Annotated in this window: 16 protein-coding genes; 6 read left to right on the forward strand and 10 right to left on the reverse strand. The window is 57.8% G+C overall.

The window, feature by feature from the left end; all coding sequences use genetic code 11:
* Positions 1-51: 51 nt before the first annotated feature.
* Positions 52-1,128: a PDDEXK nuclease domain-containing protein gene (locus AB0O97_RS14480; RefSeq protein ID WP_363883626.1), complete on the reverse strand. Its 1,077-nt coding sequence runs from the start codon at positions 1,126-1,128 to the stop codon at positions 52-54.
* Between the two features lie 74 nt (positions 1,129-1,202).
* On the opposite strand from AB0O97_RS14480, the gene AB0O97_RS14485 reads away from it, so the two are divergent.
* A complete protein-coding gene (locus AB0O97_RS14485; protein WP_363883628.1) occupies positions 1,203-2,996 on the forward strand; it encodes a plasmid pRiA4b ORF-3 family protein in 1,794 nt (597 codons plus the stop codon).
* Between the two features lie 84 nt (positions 2,997-3,080).
* Here AB0O97_RS14485 and AB0O97_RS14490 read toward each other — a convergent pair whose 3' ends face one another.
* Positions 3,081-4,523, reverse strand: a complete 1,443-nt coding sequence (locus AB0O97_RS14490; protein ID WP_363883630.1) for a hypothetical protein — start codon at positions 4,521-4,523, stop codon at positions 3,081-3,083.
* A gap of 87 nt (positions 4,524-4,610) precedes the next feature.
* Positions 4,611-4,994, reverse strand: coding sequence for a hypothetical protein (locus AB0O97_RS14495; RefSeq protein ID WP_363883631.1), 384 nt, complete (start codon positions 4,992-4,994; stop codon positions 4,611-4,613).
* Positions 4,995-5,489: 495 nt separating this feature from the next.
* On the opposite strand from AB0O97_RS14495, the gene AB0O97_RS14500 reads away from it, so the two are divergent.
* Entirely contained in the window at positions 5,490-6,827 is a 1,338-nt protein-coding gene (locus AB0O97_RS14500) for a Fic family protein (protein WP_363883633.1), read from the forward strand.
* Between the two features lie 450 nt (positions 6,828-7,277).
* On the opposite strand, the gene AB0O97_RS14505 is transcribed toward AB0O97_RS14500, so the two are convergent.
* From AB0O97_RS14505 to AB0O97_RS14520, 4 genes are all read right to left on the reverse strand, one after another.
* The gene (locus AB0O97_RS14505) at positions 7,278-7,931 is read right to left on the reverse strand and encodes a DUF4230 domain-containing protein (protein ID WP_363883635.1); all 654 of its coding nucleotides are present in this window, start codon (positions 7,929-7,931) and stop codon (positions 7,278-7,280) included.
* Positions 7,932-8,112: 181 nt separating this feature from the next.
* The gene (locus AB0O97_RS14510; protein WP_363883637.1) at positions 8,113-9,327 is read right to left on the reverse strand and encodes a restriction endonuclease subunit S; all 1,215 of its coding nucleotides are present in this window, start codon (positions 9,325-9,327) and stop codon (positions 8,113-8,115) included.
* Positions 9,324-10,901 (reverse strand): class I SAM-dependent DNA methyltransferase, encoded by a 1,578-nt coding sequence (locus tag AB0O97_RS14515; protein ID WP_363883686.1) that lies wholly within the window; start codon positions 10,899-10,901, stop codon positions 9,324-9,326. The genes AB0O97_RS14510 and AB0O97_RS14515 overlap by 4 nt, the downstream gene beginning before the upstream one ends.
* 41 nt (positions 10,902-10,942) lie before the next feature.
* Complete coding sequence (locus AB0O97_RS14520; RefSeq protein WP_363883639.1) at positions 10,943-13,003, reverse strand: hypothetical protein; 2,061 nt, start codon at positions 13,001-13,003, stop codon at positions 10,943-10,945.
* A gap of 237 nt (positions 13,004-13,240) precedes the next feature.
* Between AB0O97_RS14520 and AB0O97_RS14525 the strand changes: the two genes are divergently transcribed.
* From AB0O97_RS14525 to AB0O97_RS14540, 4 genes are all read left to right on the forward strand, one after another.
* On the forward strand, positions 13,241-13,714 hold the full coding sequence (locus tag AB0O97_RS14525) for a hypothetical protein (protein ID WP_363883640.1): 474 nt from the start codon (positions 13,241-13,243) through the stop codon (positions 13,712-13,714).
* Between the two features lie 26 nt (positions 13,715-13,740).
* Positions 13,741-14,331, forward strand: a complete 591-nt coding sequence (locus tag AB0O97_RS14530; RefSeq protein WP_363883641.1) for a hypothetical protein — start codon at positions 13,741-13,743, stop codon at positions 14,329-14,331.
* Between the two features lie 94 nt (positions 14,332-14,425).
* Positions 14,426-15,205: a TM2 domain-containing protein gene (locus AB0O97_RS14535; protein ID WP_363883643.1), complete on the forward strand. Its 780-nt coding sequence runs from the start codon at positions 14,426-14,428 to the stop codon at positions 15,203-15,205.
* Between the two features lie 107 nt (positions 15,206-15,312).
* The gene (locus AB0O97_RS14540) at positions 15,313-15,552 is read left to right on the forward strand and encodes a hypothetical protein (protein ID WP_363883644.1); all 240 of its coding nucleotides are present in this window, start codon (positions 15,313-15,315) and stop codon (positions 15,550-15,552) included.
* A 124-nt stretch (positions 15,553-15,676) separates the two neighbouring features.
* Here AB0O97_RS14540 and ugpC read toward each other — a convergent pair whose 3' ends face one another.
* From ugpC to AB0O97_RS14555, 3 genes are read right to left on the reverse strand one after another with little or no spacing between them, the layout of a single operon-like run.
* Complete coding sequence (ugpC, locus tag AB0O97_RS14545) at positions 15,677-16,927, reverse strand: sn-glycerol-3-phosphate ABC transporter ATP-binding protein UgpC (RefSeq protein WP_363883646.1); 1,251 nt, start codon at positions 16,925-16,927, stop codon at positions 15,677-15,679.
* 30 nt (positions 16,928-16,957) lie between these two features.
* Positions 16,958-17,800, reverse strand: a complete 843-nt coding sequence (locus AB0O97_RS14550; protein ID WP_363842745.1) for a carbohydrate ABC transporter permease — start codon at positions 17,798-17,800, stop codon at positions 16,958-16,960.
* Positions 17,797-18,753 carry a sugar ABC transporter permease gene (locus tag AB0O97_RS14555; protein ID WP_363883688.1) on the reverse strand — a complete coding sequence of 319 codons (957 nt, stop codon included), beginning with the start codon at positions 18,751-18,753 and terminating at the stop codon, positions 17,797-17,799. The genes AB0O97_RS14550 and AB0O97_RS14555 overlap by 4 nt, the downstream gene beginning before the upstream one ends.
* Positions 18,754-18,756 lie beyond the last annotated feature (3 nt).

Below are 18,756 nucleotides of genomic sequence, written 5' to 3' on the forward strand. Positions count from 1 at the left end.
CGTCGCCGATCCAAGCAATGTTGCAACAGCCTGCTGCAACATTGCTTTCGTTCACCCCTCGCCCAGCTCCGCTTCCAGCAGTTCGATGCTCGGCAAACTGGATTTGAACTCCTCCGGCAGAGAGTCCATGATCTGTGTCTTCCACTCGGCCACCCCGATCGGAGCGCTGTACCATCGTAAGGCGTACTCGGCCACCACATTATTTTTGGTCTTACAGAGCAACAAGCCAATGGTTGGATTGTCGTCCGGGTGGGCCATTAGATCGTCCACCGCAGACATGTACATTCCGAGCTGACCAAGGTACCCGGGGTCGAACTTGCTGTTCTTGAGCTCAACAACCACAAAGCTGCGCAGACGGAAGTTGTAAAAGAGCAGATCCGCAAAGAATTCGTCACCGCCCACTACAAACCGAACCTGCCTGCCCACGAATGCAAAGCCCTGGCCGAGTTCTAGCAGGAACTTCTCAACGTGGTCGACGAGCTGCGATTCCAGCTCCGCTTCATTGTGCCGATCCGTCATGGCCACGAAGTCGAAGATGTACGGGTCCTTCATGGTCTGCTGCAAAAGGTCCGAATCAGCGGCGGGAAGAACGGCCTTGAAGTTGCTGATGGCCTGCCCCGAGCGTTCGTGCAGGCGCGTCTCAATTTGGTGGACAAGCGCGTTGCGGGACCAACCATGTTCGACGGCGGCAGCTGCGTACCAGAGGCGGGTTTCGGGATCGCTGAGCTTGTCCAAGAGCACCATGTGATGGCCCCAAGGCAATTGTGCAGCAGGCTGCTGCACAATTGCCTCGCCGGGCCATGCCTCGGCTAAAGAACGCATGTACTTAAGAGTTCGGGGAGAAAAACCGCGGGTATTTGGAAACTTGTCTCGCAGGTCTGCTGAGAGTCGGTCGATGACTTTGGTTCCCCATCCTTCCTGACTCTGCCTGGTAAGGATTTCCCGCCCAACAGCCCAGTACGTGGCAACGAGTTCCTGATTGACGGCGGTGATGGCCCGGACGCGGCCGGTGGACACCGTCTCGGAAACGGATGCCAACATGTCGGGGTACCACTTCGGCATCCCGCTGCGCGCTGGGGTGGGCGGAAAGGCAGGTACGTCTTCATTTGGATCACTGAACGTGGACATGAGCAAACCTCTTTCGAATCTTGCAACGTTCCTATGACACAGAAGCTACACGTAGGGTCTGACATCATTGTGGGATGGCCAAGAACAACAAGGGCAGCAAGGCCCGCGCATCGACCACATCCGTCAGCGAACGGCGGGCGGTTCTTGCCGTGGAGGCGGTGGCCCCGGCATTCGCCGCATGGTGCAACAACATGCCCGGGCTGCCGGAGGGTGCACTAGAGGACTTGATCGATGCTGTGGGGGTGCTGGCATCTGCCTACTTCAAGCTGGTGCCGGCGGCCGATGTCACCAGCTTTGAGCCGCTTGCCTTTGGCCAGGCCATGACCGCAGTTGGCTCCGCCGAGGCTGAAGAGGACACCGAATTCATCTTTGTCGCCATCCGCACCTACCTGCAGTTTCTCGAAGAAACCAAGGGCTGGACCGGTAGCCAAGAAGACTTGGCTCAGGTGTTCACGCTGTTTTACGACGACGACGACGAGCCCGACGCGCCCGGCGAGCTGGAACTGCCGCAGCACCCGAGTGCGGACGAGGAACTTGCCGCGCTCTCTGGAACCCAACTGGCCGCGCATCTGAGCTCTTTGCTGCAATGGATCGGAGAGAGTAAGCCGGTTACATCCACCGGTGCGCTGAAGCTGGCGGAGATTGAAGGTGCCGCGGCGGCCGTTGGTCTGGTGGCCAAGGGAGCCGCGCGTAACGCCAAACGCCAGCACATCCCAGGTTTCAACACGGAGAGCCTGGAACCTAGTGCGCCCCTAATCGTCAAGACCATGCATGAGCTGCCCCTGCTGTCCAAGATCTGGGCGGCGCTGGAGGGTGGTGGTTTTATCGACATTGGATCCACCAAGGTGTGGCCCACACCGAACGCCGAGGCAATCCTGAACCACGGGCACCCGGCGCACCTAGCGGCATTGCGCGGATTGATGGCTAACTTCCTGTCCGTGAGTGTCATGGGGGAGCCGGTGTGGGCGCCGTGGGTTGCACCAGCCGCGGAGGCCCAGGCCGGGTTGCTGTACGCCGCGGCGTTGGCCGGGTCCACCATTCCGGTGGTCCTGCTAGAGAACCCGGACACGCTGGAGAGTCTGGGAATGGACGAATTTGCTGGCCGACTCTTGCGCCGGCGCATGGTGGAACTGGAAGAGTTGGGAGTGGTCACCTTGGATGGCGCCGTGCGGGTGCAGCCAGCTCTGGCAACCATGGTTTTACTGGCGCTGGGTCGGCAGGTCGGAGACGGTGGTGGCGCGGGCCCACGGCTTCCGGGTTCCGTAAATGCGGGCCTGGGCCTGGCGCCCACCCATCCTGTGCCGCTTTTGCAGCTGAAGGTGGCCATCGAGGATACGAAGCCGCCGGTGTGGCGCCGGCTGGTGCTGCGTTCGGATCTAACTCTGGCGCAAATGCACAGCATTATCCAGACAAGCTTTGAATGGTTTGACTGCCATCTGCACGAGTTCAACGTGGGCGGCTACAACGGGATTACCTACGGACCCGTTGGCCCCGAGCATGACTTCGGCGATCCCATGCCCCACGATGAGTCTGCCGTGACCTTGGGACAGTTGTTGAAAGCGGAGAAGGAGCATATCAGCTACACCTACGACTTCGGCGACAATTGGCGCCACCGGATCACCCTAGAGAAGATCCTGCCTTTCGCCCCGAGGCCGGCCGTGCGCTGTGCCGGTGGTCGGGGGATGGGCCCTGCCGAAGACTCCGGAGGCACTTGGGGCTGGCAGAACGTTGTGACGGCTGTCAACGATCCCGCCCACCAGGAGCACGCCGAATACCGGGACTGGCTGGGCATGGGGCAGGGGGAAGCACTGGACCCGAAGGAGTTCGACCGTGCGGCCCTCGATGAGGAGCTTACCGAGCTGTTCTAAGCGCCCGTCGGCGGCCGGCCGGCGTCGTAGTTCATGGACGACGCCGGAACGGCAAGTCCCAGCCGAAAGTTGCCGCGGGCAGAGCTACTCGGCGCGCCGCAACTGAGGGATGAACCGCGCCGCGCGCTTTTCCAATGCCTTGGGTTCCGGTTCGGCTGTCTCCGGCTCACCGGGTTCCAAACCGTTGTCGCTCATGTATTTGAGGGCCCGGCCCACGAGCGTGCGCTTCTTTGCAAGGGCCGCAACAGAGGCCGCCTTCTTGTCAGAGATTTCATCAAGGCGCTCATGTTCTCGGCTAACCTTGATTTCAATTTCGGTTAGCAACTGCCAGACTGCAGGGTCGTTATCGATCTTGTGTTGCTGCCGCAAAATGACAGCCGCCAACTGCAGGGCAATGAAACCTTCGAGCTGATCAACGCTGGTCTCATCCCCGGCAAGGCCAGCCACCATGGTTCCGCCTCCGGAGCCGACCAGCAACCCACCGCCACTCACCAGGGCTCCAGCAGTTATGAGTCCGCCAATCATACCGCCGGGACCAAAGCTGGCCAGGGCGCTCGTGATAACGGCAGCGCCTGCAAGTCCGGGAGCGGCTGCCAAGGCAAGCCCTCCCGTACCCACAACCAATGCGGCTGTGCCTGCCACTAAGGCCCCTACCTTCACCCATTGCAGATTCTGGCTGTCCCGCACAATGCCTTGGGCACGTTTTCCCGCCTCCAGGACGTCTGAACCGAACTGTCGTTTCAGTCCCATCTCGGAGGCGAGTTCCGCCAATGCCGCCTGCTCGACTTCCTTGGAAACGGTGATCTCGAAGGGGGCGATGACGTTGGTTGCGGCCACGGCCGTTAGAAGTGTCGCTGCTTCCTCTTTTGACGTTTCATTCTGGTGAAACGTCGGTTCAGGAAGTAGTGAATGCTCGTCGGTGTAGTCAAAATCGAGTCGGGCTAGCTGTGACGGAAGGGGGCGATTGATGGACTTGTTATGAGCACGGAGATCGGACACTGCCTGTGCCTGAACTGACCGCAGAGCGGAAAGGTAGCGGCGTCGGGTGTCACCGCTCAGCTCGTTTTTGATCAGATGACAGTATCGCAACCCGAGCAGTGTCTTGATCTCAACATCATTGAGGGCGATCTCCACACCATTATCAAACGGAACCAGCCCCTTGAACTTCGAACCAAAGAGCGCATAACCAATGGTGTCTGCGACTGTTCCATGCCCCAGGTAAGTAACGGCAGAGTGCGGGGCCACGGGGTGTAAGCCGGGACCGGTATTGATCGTGTGGTCTAACAGCCACGGAAAAGCAGACGACAGGCCACGTCTGGTTGCCACCGGATCCCACGCATTCCTAAAGTTCACCCACCAAGACAGGTGGACTGGTGGATCGATAAGTACATCACGCAAGTCACCGAGCTTGAATCTCCCATTGGCCAAGGGGCTGCCAATGGTGACCAAGGCGGAAACATCAACGTGCTCTGGCAGTCGCAGCAATAAGTCGGCGGCGATTACTGAGCCCAGGCTGTGGGCCACCATGACAATCTTGCCCGATTCTGGGACCTTAGCAAGGATTCGATTGAGGACCTGAGCACGGATTTCATTGCTGTTCAGGTAGTTTGCCGCCTACTGAAAGAAGGGTAGCGCCACAACGGCATCAGCAAAGACGTTGTGCACTGTCTGTGCTCGATTTGCCAGGGCCTCGTTGATGAAATGTTCCTGGTCCTGCCTACCAATCCGATGTTCAACGGAGGCAAGGCGGCGTTCGAAGTCCCTGCGGTTCAGCTTGGCGGCGTCACGACCGGGAGCTTTGATGGTCCGGACAGGCAGTGGTTTCGGTTCGTCGCACCCTTTGAGCGCATGCGCGTACAGGGGAACAATCACTGTAGTGCCATCCAGGTTTGGGTAGCCGGAGCGTGTCAGAGACTTCTCAAGGACTGTCTTCCATTGGCTTCCAGGGTCTCCGTCGCCTACGCCGTGCAGGAAAAGTAGAACTGGCTTGTCTGACACAATGAGCCCCCATCATGGTTGGAAAACAGGCACCCATCATTGGGTGCCAACGAATTACAAAGCTGAGCTTACTCGCACAAATTCGGGCCTCATGACAGCTGCTGGATTGTGTCGTGGCATGGTTGATACTTGCTCGTGGCGACGACTCGACCACAGGGTGTTGCGGGCGTGCGCAAGGGTGGCGCTGACGCTAGAGCGCCGATGCCGTCCGTGCCCCGCGCCGTATCCGGGGCGCAAAAAGGACATCCCTTCTGCTCCATCTTTCACCTCAACCATGGCTGTCAATGAACCTAAGTGAAATTCAACAAGAGTGTGTGAACTTGTACAGAAATTGGTGGGCTTGTCCGGGAGCTGTTGGCGTTTGAAATCCGTTCATTGCGCGCGTCAGCACTCCAACTCCAACCTTTCTCCAATGTTTTCTTGAACTTGGAGAAAGGCTACAATGGTTCTACAAGTTCAAATTGAATTTGGAGAAAACTTGGAGATGAATGCGCCATGAAGGTTCCGATGCCTGCACCTGACCTCAACGTCATCGCTGAGTCATTCTCGACTTTGAACCCCTCCGACTTGATCGAGATGCTTACTCGCGACGTCGACGATTCGGAGTACCTGCATTGGGATAAATTGCGCTACAAGATGCCGCCGGAAGGCCTATCACACGAGCAATGGTGGTTTCAGCTTAAAAACAAGCGTCGGCAACAGCAGAGGGTTGTTCCGCTGCTCGACAAGGAAGGCGCGCACTTTGGTTACTCGCTCAATGACCAGCTGCTGGCTACGTGTGAAAAGATCACCCGCTCCGCAAGTGGTGAAATTAAGCTTCCCGAGCCCGTGGCTACAGGGCGTGATCGCAACCAATACATCATCAACTCACTCATTGAGGAGGCTATAACCTCGAGCCAGCTGGAGGGCGCATCGACTTCTCGTCGGGTGGCGAAGGATATGCTGCAGAGCGGCCGAAAGCCTGTCACAAACAGCGAGCGGATGATTCTCAACAATTTCTTGGCCATGAAGCATATTCGGCAGATTCGGGATCAAAAGTTGACTCCCGAGTTGGTTTTCGAGCTTCACCGCATCGTAACGGATGGCACGTTGGATGATCCTGACGACGCGGGACGGTTGGAGCAACCCGGCGTTCAGAGGGTTGGAGTGTGGGGAGACGACGAACAATTGCTTCATGCACCCCCGCCAGCTGAGGAATTGCCCCGGCGGCTTCAGGCGCTTTGCGACTTTGCAAATGGAGACGCCGGAGACGGCAGTTACATGCCGCCCGTTGTCAGGGCCATCGTGCTGCACTTTATGATGGGCTACGACCACTACTTCGCGGATGGGAACGGGCGAACTGCTAGGGCGTTGTTCTACTGGAGCATGCTCCATCAGGGTTATTGGTTGGCTGAGTTCATCACGATTTCCAGGATTCTACGAAAGGCTCCGGGGCAGTACGCGCGTTCCTATCTTTTAACAGAGGACGACGACGGCGACCTCACCTATTTCTTGCTGTATCACGTGCAGGTTGTTGACAGGGCGCTGGATGATCTCACCGCCTACCTAGAAAGGAAGACACAGGAGCTGGTCAATGTGCGCGCCTTGCTGCACCTAGCTCGTGGAGAGTTTAATCATCGGCAGATTGCCTTCCTGGAGCTGGTGTCGAAAGATCCATCCACTGTGGCCAATATTCGATGGTATTCGGGTGCCTATGCAACTTCAGGAGAGACGGCACGCCACGACCTTGCGGCTCTGGAGAAACGCGGGCTCCTGCTCCGTTCCAAGAGTGGTAAGCAGTACATCTGGCGTGCAACACCGGACTTGGTCCAGAAATTGCAGGGTGGAGCGTAGGTTGGACGGGTTTCGCCCACAGCATCCCGGCATAGCGTGGGAACGCAACTTCAAGTTTTCTCCAAGTACAAATTGAACTTGGAGAAAACTTGGAGTTGTAACTCGGCCAGTTCTGAATAAGCTGATTCCGCATCCCTGACCCGCAGCTTGCCGGACATCTGGCTGGGGAGGCATCAGTCCCTGCAACACCTTGGAAATGGGCGTTGAGAAATCTTGGACTTCAAGGCCGGGTACGTATCCACCAAACGGGACGACGACGACAGAGGATAACGACTTGTGGAACTTTCCGTCGCGGGTTGCGCGGAGGTGGGTTTTTGGGCTCTGAAGAGATGCCGAACTTCTGATGATGACTGGAAATACCTGTTACTGTTCAAATCGCACTTGATCATGCCAAGGCAGAGGAGTTTCCGACCCTCAGTCGACAATGGCAGTCTGCTGAGGCTGCTTGGCCTAGTCGCGGAAAATGACCTGGATTTCCATTGAGCCGAACATGCCTGTCAGCATGGCCTTGGTGTTCTCAGTCGCCCGCTTCTTCAATTCCGACTCTTCCGCACCTGCGGCTATCTTTTCTTCGGCCATCTTGTAGAACTTGGCCTGATCGGGAACTGCCAACGCATCGTTGATTCGATCGAGTACGCCAAGTTCCTGCGAAACAACGCCAGATCGCTCTTGGTCAAGGTTGGGCTTGTCGAGTTTAGTTTCGGGCAGACGGACCGACACAGACTTGCCATCATCCGAATAGGTCAAGTCATTCTCGACAAAACCGGAAAAATCGACGTAGGCGTTGACAGTACCCGCCCCTACAAATATCGTCCGACGCCCGGCAATGAAGTCGGGTACTTGTCCGGCGATGACGCCGGGCAGCCCGGCTTCGATTTTAGAAGCGGGGTCCTCGAAGTCGACTAACACATCGAAGTTGCCAACTGCGGCGTGGTACTGGCTCACGTCTTGAATTGATTGCAGCAATACGGGATGGCTCCGGTCCTTCGCACCTAGCTGGAACAAGTTGAATCCGGACACATTCGCAAAGGCGATACCGCCCAGTACCAGGACAAATGCCGTTGCCAGGACGGCAAAGAACTTAAACAGCTTGGCTACGATCATCGGGCACCTTCAAGAGTTAGAAAATGCATGGGATTCGTTCCTATTGGTTGGGCGGTGCGCCAGGTGTGGCAGGGCATCACTAAGTCAGCCCGTGCAAATATTACTGACAGATTGAGAGTTTGCGAACTCGCCCTGCAGTGTTACGGAACTGGGCGGTGCTGCTGCGCCGCCCAGTTCCTGATCAGACCGCTGCCGAGACGAGTGCTTCGGCCTCTTTGACACGCAGCTTGCCGGACATTAGCTGGGGGAGCAGCGCGTCGCGGGTGGCGGCCAGTGTCTTATTCTCAGTCCGAAGTGACCCGAGAAGACGAAGATTCGTGTCCGCCCAAGAACCGAACTCAACCAGATCTGTTGATTCGATTGGGTTGAACTCAAATCGCGCGATATCAGCTGCAGCCACCCGTTGGCGGCCCGACGTGCCTACCATGTTCTGAATAGCGAAGTCTCTAAATCTACTGCTGGTGGCAACAAAATATGACAGCCCCAGCGGTAGCCCTTCGCGGGATCTCATGACGATGAATTCCGTAGAACCGATGCCTACTTGGCCGTCGTCAAGAAAATCAACGAAACCGGTCTTGCGATTCTCCAAACACGGCGTAATGCGTGCCAATAAAGTGTCGCCGTTCATGAAGCGGGTCCCACCCTTCTTGGGACCTTCAGACCAGGTTCCGACCAGCGGTTCAGAAGTGGGCAGAGCCTGCATGTCGATCAAGGTGACGGTGTCAGAAGCTGGCGTTCGGCGCGGATTGAAGTCAAACAAGGTATCCAAGGTGACAAAGCCAGCCTCCGGCTCAGCGTTGATTCCCAGCGCCTGAAGCTTGGCAGTTCCTAGGGATTCAAAGGTCGCAGCGAGTTTGGTGTTGGCGGCGATCTTGTCGTCGAGGGCACCCAGGACCTCTGCGATGGCTTGCTGCTGTTCGAGTTCTGGAAGCTCAATGGAGATGCCACGAAGTGAAGTAAGTGGTTGACCAATTCCAGGTGTCCCGACGGTGGAGGCACGCATTAGCAGCTCACGCTCACCCGGGCCTCTGAAATAATACAAAACGTATTTCGGATCCGCTTTGGCGGGGTCGACAGTCAGTTTCATCATGCTTGACGAGAGCAACATGCGCTTTTTCCCGACCAGTCCGACTCGACCGATCGCACCCCTGTGCGGAAAGACTAAGTCGCCCTCATTCAGCATCGATGACGAGAGTTTCTCGGCAGTTTCAGGAGAAACAAACACCAAGTCTTCTTCATCGAGATAGGGACTCGCCTTAATGTTCTGCCCTCGAACAACTGGGACGCCGGAAGGAGTGTAGAGCTCTGCCTTGAGGTTAGAACCGAATGGACCGATTGCTATAGAGCGTGCCGAGGGAGCCGCAATATCCTGAATTTTCATAGTCTTGCGACTCACAGAACCCTCCCCAGCTGCTCGCGGACAACAGCCGCCAACCGAGAAGACTCGTCGAACTGCTCAAATAGCTCCGTAGACAAACGCGCGATCTTTTCCTCGATCGGCTCGCCGTCGTCCTCGACTTCGGCAGCACCAACATAGCGGCCCGGGGTCAGAGCGTAATCAGCAGCCTTGATTTCCGCGAGGGTGGCGGACTTGCAGAAGCCGGGTTCGTCGTCGTATGTGAGACCAGAGGCAGCAGCGGAAGCAGAACCGCGCCAGGCGTGGAACGTCCCCGCGATGCGAGCAATGTCCTCATCAGACAAAGCGCGCTCGGCGCGATCCACCATATGCCCCAGGTTCCGGGCGTCGATGAACAGGACCTGCCCGGTCCGGTCAACGGAACCCGCAGCGCCGGCAGTCTTGTCCTTCGCGAAGAACCATGTGCACACAGGAATACCGGTGGAGCGGAACAGCTGCGTGGGCAGGGCGATCATGCAGGAAACCAGATCGGCCTCCACTAGCTGCGCGCGGATTTCGCCCTCGCCGCCGGAGTTCGACGACATGGAGCCATTCGCCATGACCACGCCGGCCGAACCGCCTAGGGCCAGCTTGGAAATGATGTGCTGAATCCACGCATAGTTCGCGTTGCCTGCCGGAGGTACGCCGTACTTCCAGCGGGGGTCACTCTCGGAACGAGCCCAGTCCTTGATGTTGAACGGCGGGTTGGCCATTATGAAATCGGCCTGCATATCCGGGTGCTGATCGCGTGCAAAGGTATCGCCCCAGCGTGAGGCAAGGTTGCCGTTGAGACCGTGAATGGCAAGGTTCATCTTCGCCATGCGCCAGGTGCGCTCGTTGAGTTCCTGCCCGTAGACCGAGATCTCCGAGCCCTCCTTGTTGTGCGATTCCAGGAACTTCTCGGCCTGCACAAACATGCCGCCGGACCCGCAGGCGGGGTCGTAAACGCGGCCGTGCGTCGGTTCCAAAACCTCCACAAGCACGCGGACCACACCAGCCGGCGTGTAGAATTCACCGCCGCGCTTACCCTCGGCCTTGGCGAACTTCTCCAGGAAGTATTCGTACACCTCGCCCAACAAGTCGCGGGCCTTTGTGGCGCCCTCGCCGGTGAACTTGGCGGAGTTGAACAGGTCCAGCAGCTCGCCCAAACGGCGCTGGTCGATGTTGTCCTTGTTGAAAATCAGGGGCAGCGTGGCCGCCAGCGACGGGTTCGATCCCATCACGTACGCCATGGCGTCGTCGATGAGTTCCCCGATGGACTTTGCGTGCTCGTCCAAGGAAGCCGAGGTGCCCTTGGCATTCTGCGCCAGGTACGTCCAGCGTGCGCGAGCAGGAACCCAGAACACGCCACGGCCCGTGTACTCATCAACATCGTCAATAAGCTGGCCGATCTGGTCCTCGTTCAGGCCCTCGACCGTCAGCTCGGCGCGAATCTGCTCACGGCGCTCGTCGAAGGCATCGGAAACGTACTTGAGAAACACGAGCCCCAAAATGACGTCCTTGTACTGCGAAGCATCCATGGACCCGCGCAGCTTGTCCGCGGCCTTCCACAGCGTGTCCTTCAATTCCTTCATGGTTGAGGGCAGCGCCTCAACCTTTGCCTTCTTCGCAGCCACTAGCTGGTTCCCTCCGTAGTCATGCCAAAATTCAATACCGAAAAACTTCCATGCACAGCGCCATCAACGAGCAGCGCGGAAAGCTCATCCAACTGTTGCAACCGTACCGCCAGCCTCCGACGTTCCTCCGCCACCGCAGCCAACGCCCCGCTCAAGGCGGGCTTGGCGCCGTCGTGCATCCTGCGTGCAGGGCATTGCCGCCAATCACCAGTCCTGTCCGATAAATCTCGCGCCAGAACCTCCGGAAGTAATCCACCGGAACTTTTGGAGCTGATCCGCAGGATCCTCGCCGGATATAGTACGACGGCGGCCCCCACCTCATCGACCATGGCGCCAGCGTGCGCTCCGGTTGCGAAGATGACGTCGCCCGGTTCGCTCAACCTGCCTTGCGGGTAGGCGTTGGCGAACACCAGCTGGCTGATCTTGCGGGATTCACATGGTAATTCTCCGCTGATTTCCTCGACGCCGATGATGGGGAGCTGGGCGCGCCCGGAGAGTTCCGCTTCCACATGCTCGTCAGCAAGGCGATGGCCGGGAAGGTATTTCACGGCACCGGACTTAATCGCCGCGTCAACAGTTGTTGGGCTAAGCTCCGTGCGGTTTTCGGCGCTTAGCGCGATGCTCAGCGTCGAAGTTTGGCTCTGGCTGACTGATTCGATTAGATTCTCCGCCCGAATCAGCTCTGCAGCGGAAGCCTGTGACGGTAGAGCAGGGCTCGGCGCGGACTGAGCTGCGGCCGTCAACGACCCTTGTTTTGCCAGCAAAGAACGTGTCCGCACAATCCGGGCAAAACGGAATGAATGTGCCCGGACATAATCACGATTGCCCATCGACGCGGCGAGATCACCAACCAGGTCAGCCCTGACGGCCGCCGTCATTTCTTGCCCTGAAAGATCGGCCACCATGGTCCACCGATCGGCAATGGCAACATTGGCATGCGCGGGTCCGAGCACCCACAACGCTTGGGCTTGGCGCGGGCTAGATGGAAGCATCCCCTGCGGTAGCCGGACTATGGCACGAACCCGGTCCGAACGCAGAATGTCTGAACGGATGGCCTCCGCCTCACGATTATGAGTTGTGCGCAGTAAGGAATCGCTCAGGATCGGTGCTGGGGCCAGAACAACGGCACACTCCCGATGGGTCATTTCCAAGGAGATGTTGTCGATGGCCGTTAAGACCTCAACAGCATCCGAGGTGGGGAACGAGGGGGAAGGGAACTGCGCCAGTCTGACCTTGACTTGTTCCTCGCGGACAGTGCCAGCCTGGTTGGTGACGTGCAGATTTTCCTTGGACCTGCCATGCACCAGCATTCGCCTGCGAGCAAGCCGGGCTGATTCGGAAGCCAGAGACCCCACACACAAGGTGGCCGGCGCGGCCTCACCCAAAATGTCGGCGACGGCCAGCAGGAAGTCGCTGCCGCCGTCGTCCGTGAAAACAGGTTCCTGTTCACTTCCTGCCGTTAATTCCACCGCAGTGGCGGCGAGCAGCTCAGTAGCTTCGGCGGTCAGCATCGTCTTGGCCTGAACGGCAGGGCCGGCGCGGAATCTATCCCCAAGCAGTTGCTCAAAGGCCGCTGCCGCCGTGTAGGAGGCGTCCGTCAGGAGATCCGCGTAGCGGGCCAGTGGGAGCAGATTTGGACCAAGATCCTCTATCTCGGTGAAGAGGAACTCATTGTCAGGATCGTATTCATCGGCGAAATCCACCAGATCCTCGGCGTTATGGCCTCCCAGCGGCATATCCATGAGGCAGCGCAAAGCAATCAGCGCCGTGAGACCGGAGAAATGCGTGTCCTTGCTTTCCTGGCCCAAGGGGGAGGCGAAGGCTGCTGCATCCTCAGCTGCGTGGGGATTATTGCCACGGCCGGTGACGGTCAGCCAGTCCGTTATTTCTGCGGCGTTGAAGAGTTCCTGGCGGCCGCTGGTGCCGATGGAGACCGGGAAAGGATCTGCTGAATTCTTACTGCGGGAGCGCCACATGGACACTACTGGGCGCTGGACCTGAGCCAGATTCGCAATCTCGGACAAGGTGATCTGCAGTTGCTGTTCTTGCTGGTCGGTCATGCGGATCTCCTTGTCTTTGAGGTACGAGTCCATTCTATGGCCATTGTGGACAATCCCTGTGGATATGTTGATAACCCCTGTTATCAACGCTTACGTGGCTTCAATTGCCCGGGCACTTTAGATTCATTCCAGAGCACAGATCAAGTGCTGGGACGTGGTGAAGAATTCCGGGCTGGCCATTGGGGGAGCCCGCAATTCCTTAGATGTCGCAGTAAAAGACCATCATCAGGAGTGACCATGACAAGTCCCGCAGCACCGGAAGTTGTTCCGATTGGCCCAGACGTTCCTGCTCCGCAGGTCAAGAGCCGTAAACACCTTTACTTCGGACTCGGCGGCTTGTCGATTGGCCTGGTAGCGGGCTTGTTGCTCGCCGCCGGTGGCGCTGCTCTGGGTGATGCCATGGCGAGCTCCAACGCCATTCCGGCCGCTCTTGAGAAATGTTCCGTTGTGGACGCCACCGGCGTTGACGTATTGGACAACGGCAAGAGCCTGAACCTGCAGACCAGCGGCGAAGAGAGCACCGGCACTGATGTTGCGGCCGTGGTCTGCGTCCTCAACGAACTGGAAGCACCCGAAAGCATCTTCACGAAGCTGGAATCAACGCGAGCCCTTGATGGGACCCAGAGCACCGAATGGTCTGGGTACACCGCGTCTTGGACCTACCATCCGGACGACGGGCTCAACATCATTGTGGAAACCGCGGCCAAGTAGCTGCTCTAAGCAATAAGGAGAACGTCATGAGCAAGTCCGATGTAAACGGCGCCGATAAACCCAAGCGCCGTGGCGTAAAAGCGGTGGCCGTGGCGCTCGCCGTCGTACTGCTTTTTGGTGGAGGTTTTTGGTTGGGCCAGGCCACCACGGACCCCGCGAACAGTGATGAGTACCTCGCCCTCGAAGCCACGGGCCAAAAGGCCGCGACCGACCGTGACGCCTTTAGGGGCCAGCTGGAAGAACTCCAGGGCGAGGTTGCCGCCAGCAGGTCGGCGGCCGTGGAGCAGGACGACGCCCTGCTACTCCGTGAGGCCGCTGTGAAGAAGGCTGAGGAAGAGCTCAAGAAACGCGAGTCGGCCGTGACCACGGTGGAAAAGAAGAAAGAAGCCAACACCATCACCGATGGCACCTGGGTTGTTGGGGTGGATATCGAAGCCGGAAGCTACAAAGCCAGTAGCAATGTTGGCTCATCCTGCTACTGGGCAATCCTTGCAAGTGGCACCAATGGCGACGACATCATCAATAATGACCTCCCGGGTGGCGGCCTTCCCTCCGTAACTCTTACTGCGGGACAAGATTTCAAGTCCTCACGCTGTGGTTCCTGGACCAAGCAATAACTCCTTAGAGCAACGGCTGCACACTACGCGGTTGCTGAACCATCAAATGAAACACCCATAACCGGCAGATTTGCTCTGCCCGAAAGGAAGCATCATGCAGCACGAAAGCTACACCAAAGAAGCGCAGCAGGCGCCGTTCACTCCTGTTCAGCACGAGGGATCCAAGTCATTTATGGTGACCTGGTTGCTCTCCTTGTTCCTTGGCTACTGGGGTGTGGACCGCTTCTATCTGGGCAAGGTTGGCACGGGTCTGCTGAAGCTGTTCACCCTGGGTGGACTCGGTGTCTGGGCGCTGATCGATCTGATCATCACCTTGGCCGGAAAGCAGACGGACAAGGCCGGCAATGCACTGGCCGGGTACCCCAAGAACAAGATTGTGGCCATTGCGGTCACTGCGGTCCTGCTGCTGGTAGGCGGCATTGGCGGAGCCTCGGCTGCATCATCAGGCACCAAAGCCGTCGTCGAATCGGGCATCGAGGCTCCGGCCGCACCGGTTGCCGAAGCTCCTGCAGCCGAAAAGCCGGTTGAGAAAGCAGCCGAGAAGCCGGCTGAAAAGCCCGCCGAAGCAACCTGGGTTGAAGTTGCCGCACTGAACGGCACCGCGGACCAGGCCAGCCAAGTCTTTGCACTCTCCGGCAAGGAAACCCGATTGGTTTACGAGTTCATCGGATCAGACCCGGAGATGGCAATCGCCGCCATCTACTTGGAGAAGGAAGGCACCGACATCATGGTTGACGGCGGCATTCCGGTTGTCATGGCATCCAAGCCGGAGAGCAACACCACGGCCATCCATAAGAAGGCCGGCAACTACTTTCTGGATGTCAAGGCCGGCAACCTTGATTCCTGGACCGTGAAGATCGAAGAAAAGAAGTAGCACCAGAAGGCACAAAGGTGGCTGCGCCGGGCGTGAAATCCTCCAGGCGTCCATGGACATGGATAACGGTCTGAACATCATCATAGAAACGGCAGGCAAATAATCCCATGAATGCATCAGTAAACATCCCCAATGATGAGCAGGGTCTGGACAGCGATCATGTTGAAACCGAGCGTGATTCTGCAGCCAGGCATGGGATCGCATCTGCTGAGACTGCGGCCGTTACGGTTGGTGGGCATGCTGTGCCGTGGCGATTGTTGTTTCCGATCCCGCTAGTGCCATTGTCAAATGATTCCAGCAACGGCGCGCAGCCAAATATCGCAGGAGTCGGCTGCCACGAGAGCTGACGGTGATGGACTGCAAAAGGCACCTCTGCCACGACGAACCCCGGCACGGCATTAATGCCGTGCCGGGGTTCGCCGCGAATGACGCAAAAACTTCAGAGCCTAGATATTGCAGATCCTGGATATTTCAGTGTGCGGCGACCTGCCTTGCAGACTCAATTTCCTCGGCCCGTTCGGCATTGGCCTCTGCCGTCAAACGGGCACCCTCTTCCGCGTCCAGAGTCAGGTTTTCCCCTGTCTTGGGGTCAAAGAGGTGCAAGCGGCGGGTGTCCAACCAGAGCTCGGCCGGACGGCCACCGCGGATCTTGCTGGCGGCATCCAAGGTCACCACAACTTGCGGTCGCAGCTCATCGGCGTCCATATCCCGTGCCAGACTGTTCAGCATTTCGCGGACTTCCGGGGCTGGATCGAAATTGATGTAGCCGTACTGTTCGTTGCCCAGCCACTCGGTGTGGGTCAACTCAGCGGTGAAGGTGGAACCGTGATGAAGTTTGTGCTCCTCTACTAGGGAAGCGTCCTCAAAGAACTCCGGACGCACACCCACCAGTATCACCGGACGGTCTCTGGCCTTGTCTGCTTTCTCGGGAGAGATTTCAATGTCTCCGATGGCTGTGCTCAGGATGTTCCCCTCGAGGCTGGCCGGTAGGAAGTTCATCGAAGGGGAACCAATGAATCCTGCCACGAACAAGTTCACCGGCTGCTCGTAGAGCTCGCGTGGTGAAGCGATCTGCTGCAGTTCACCCTTCTTGAGCACGGCGACCCTGTCACCGAGGGTCATGGCCTCGGTTTGATCGTGCGTGACGTAGACAGAAGTAGTGGCTAGCCGGCGCTGCATCTGAGAAATTTCTGAACGCATCTGACCGCGCAGCTTTGCATCCAGGTTTGAGAGGGGCTCATCAAAGAGAAACGCATCCGCCTGACGAACAATGGCCCGGCCCATAGCCACCCGCTGCCGCTGCCCGCCGGATAGGTTGGCCGGTTTACGTTGCAGGTGATCTGTGAGTTCCAGCATGGCCGCGGCTTCTGTGACCAGCCGCTGGACATCCTCTTCCTGGTGCCTGCCCTTGGCCAAACGCAAAGGGAACGCAATATTTTCAAACACCGTGAGGTGTGGGTACAAGGCATAGTTCTGGAAGACCATGGCAAGATTCCGGTCTCGGGGAGCCTTGTCATTGGCACGTTGCCCGCCAATCAGCAATTCTCCGGAGGTAATGTCCTCCAAGCCCACGATCATGCGCAAGATAGTGGATTTACCGCAACCCGAGGGGCCTACCAAGATGACGAATTCACCATCGGCGATGTCAATGCTGACATCGTTAACTGCCGGAAAGCCGTCCCCGTACTTCTTGACGATATTTTTGAGGGTGATAGCAGCCATGCTCGCGATCCTATTCTGTGAGTAAAGGTTTCAGCCCTTGACGGCGCCCTGGGTCAAGCCCGAGACAATTTGGCGTTGGAAAAGCAAGACCAACAGGACCACGGGAATTGTCACGATGATGGCCGCAGCCGAGATGGCGCCCGTTGGCGCTTCAAACTGGGATGCGCCGGTGAAGAACGCCAGAGCCGCCGGCACTGTTCGTGCGCTTTCAGTAGAGGTGAGGGAAATGCCGTACACAAAGTCATTCCAGGCGATGAAAAACGCAATGATCGCCGTGGTGAAGACCCCAGGTGCAGCCAGTGGCACAATCGCCTTGCGGAAGGCCTGCCATGTAGTGGCTCCATCCACCTGAGCCGCCTGTTCAAGTTCCCACGGGATCTGGCGGAAGAATGCTGCCAGCGTCCAGATCGAGATGGGCAGTGTCAGCGAAAGATACGGGATGATCAATCCGAGCCACGTGTCATAGAGGCCAATGTTTCGCCACAGGTTGAACAGTGGTGTGACGATGGAGATGACAGGGAAGATCGAGACAGCCAGCGCCGTCGTCAGCACAATTTTCTTGCCAGGGAAATCTAGTCTGGCAATGGCGTAGGCGCACAAGGTGGCTAGCACCACCGCGATGAAAGTTGCGATCAGTGCGATCCCGATCGAGTTGCGCAATGCCGAGAGGAAAAGTCCCTGGGCATCGCCGACTAATATCTGCTCGTAGTTCTCCAAGGTGCCAGCACCGGAGCTGGGCAGGAATTTTCCTGAGGTGAGGTCGCTGGGTGCCTTGAACGATGTGGAGAGAATTGATGCCACAGGAAAAAGCGCGTAAATCAGCACCAAGATGGCGATACCCGCCCAAGTGATCTTTTGCTTTCCGCTGGTCATGACTTACCTCCCTGCGTTCCTGCGAGATCCACCTTGAAAAGTTTGATGGCAACAAAACAAATGATCAGCACGCACACAAACAAGAGCACCGAGATAGCTGAGCCGAGCCCAATTTCCAGCCGGGAAATGGACGTACGGTAAGCCAGCAGTGACAGCACCTCGGTGCCGTGGGCCCCGTTGGTCATGATGAAGACATTGTCAAAGATTCTGAAGGCATCCAAGGTGCGGAACAGAACGGCAACCATAATGGCCGCCTTCATGTTGGGCACAATGACCTTCCGAAAGCGTTCCCACCAGGTGGCTCCATCCACCTGGGCTGCTTCTGTGAGTTCGCCAGGCACCTGCGCCAAGCCAGCCAGCAACAACAGAGAAATGAAGGGAGTGGTTTTCCAGATCTCCGAGGCCATGATGACAAAGAGCGACGGCCAGAATTCGGCGAACCAGTTCAGGTCCGTGCTAATCCCTGGGATCCAGCTGAACCAATGGTTGACGTAGCCAGAGTTGATATCGAATGCGTAGAACCATGCGTAGGCGGAGACCACGGTAATGATTCCGTAGGGAACCAAAATGGCTGTACGCAACAGACCCCGCAGGGATTTGATCGCCTTATCCATGACTAGAGCCAGTGCAAAGCCCAGAATTAGCTCAATCACCACAGTGACAACGGTGATGATGACCGTGACGCCCAAGTCTCGCCACCAGACAGGATCGGAGAGAACGGTCACGTAGTTGGCGAACCAAATGAACGCCTTGTCGTCAGGAGCTGTCAGCCGCAGGGAAAACAGCGAGTCCCAAAAGGCCTGCAGGATGGGATAAAGGGTTACGGCCAGCATCACAATGAAGGCAGGCCCGGCCAGATACCAGCCCAGTCTGCGCTCAGACTTGGCCCGGTCGCTCAGATGCGGACGCCGGCGCTGCGCTCGAGTTGCTGGTGCGTCCGTGGACGCTTTGATTGA

This window comes from Specibacter sp. NPDC078692 (genome assembly GCF_040686835.1).
GTDB lineage: Bacteria > Actinomycetota > Actinomycetes > Actinomycetales > Micrococcaceae > Specibacter.

Excerpts from the sequence above, each read along its gene's own strand:
- AB0O97_RS14530 (WP_363883641.1), top strand. The coding sequence starts at position 13,741 with ATGAGCAAGTCCGATGTAAACGGCGCCGATAAACCCAAGCGCCGTGGC.
- AB0O97_RS14550 (WP_363842745.1), bottom strand. The coding sequence starts at position 17,800 with ATGACCAGCGGAAAGCAAAAGATCACTTGGGCGGGTATCGCCATCTTG.
- AB0O97_RS14525 (WP_363883640.1), top strand. The coding sequence starts at position 13,241 with ATGACAAGTCCCGCAGCACCGGAAGTTGTTCCGATTGGCCCAGACGTT.
- AB0O97_RS14535 (WP_363883643.1), top strand. The coding sequence starts at position 14,426 with ATGCAGCACGAAAGCTACACCAAAGAAGCGCAGCAGGCGCCGTTCACT.
- ugpC (WP_363883646.1), bottom strand. The coding sequence starts at position 16,927 with ATGGCTGCTATCACCCTCAAAAATATCGTCAAGAAGTACGGGGACGGC.
- AB0O97_RS14485 (WP_363883628.1), top strand. The coding sequence starts at position 1,203 with ATGGCCAAGAACAACAAGGGCAGCAAGGCCCGCGCATCGACCACATCC.
- AB0O97_RS14540 (WP_363883644.1), top strand. The coding sequence starts at position 15,313 with ATGAATGCATCAGTAAACATCCCCAATGATGAGCAGGGTCTGGACAGC.
- AB0O97_RS14480 (WP_363883626.1), bottom strand. The coding sequence starts at position 1,128 with ATGTCCACGTTCAGTGATCCAAATGAAGACGTACCTGCCTTTCCGCCC.
- AB0O97_RS14520 (WP_363883639.1), bottom strand. The coding sequence starts at position 13,003 with ATGACCGACCAGCAAGAACAGCAACTGCAGATCACCTTGTCCGAGATT.
- AB0O97_RS14505 (WP_363883635.1), bottom strand. The coding sequence starts at position 7,931 with ATGATCGTAGCCAAGCTGTTTAAGTTCTTTGCCGTCCTGGCAACGGCA.
- AB0O97_RS14515 (WP_363883686.1), bottom strand. The coding sequence starts at position 10,901 with ATGAAGGAATTGAAGGACACGCTGTGGAAGGCCGCGGACAAGCTGCGC.
- AB0O97_RS14490 (WP_363883630.1), bottom strand. The coding sequence starts at position 4,523 with ATGGTGGCCCACAGCCTGGGCTCAGTAATCGCCGCCGACTTATTGCTG.
- AB0O97_RS14500 (WP_363883633.1), top strand. The coding sequence starts at position 5,490 with ATGAAGGTTCCGATGCCTGCACCTGACCTCAACGTCATCGCTGAGTCA.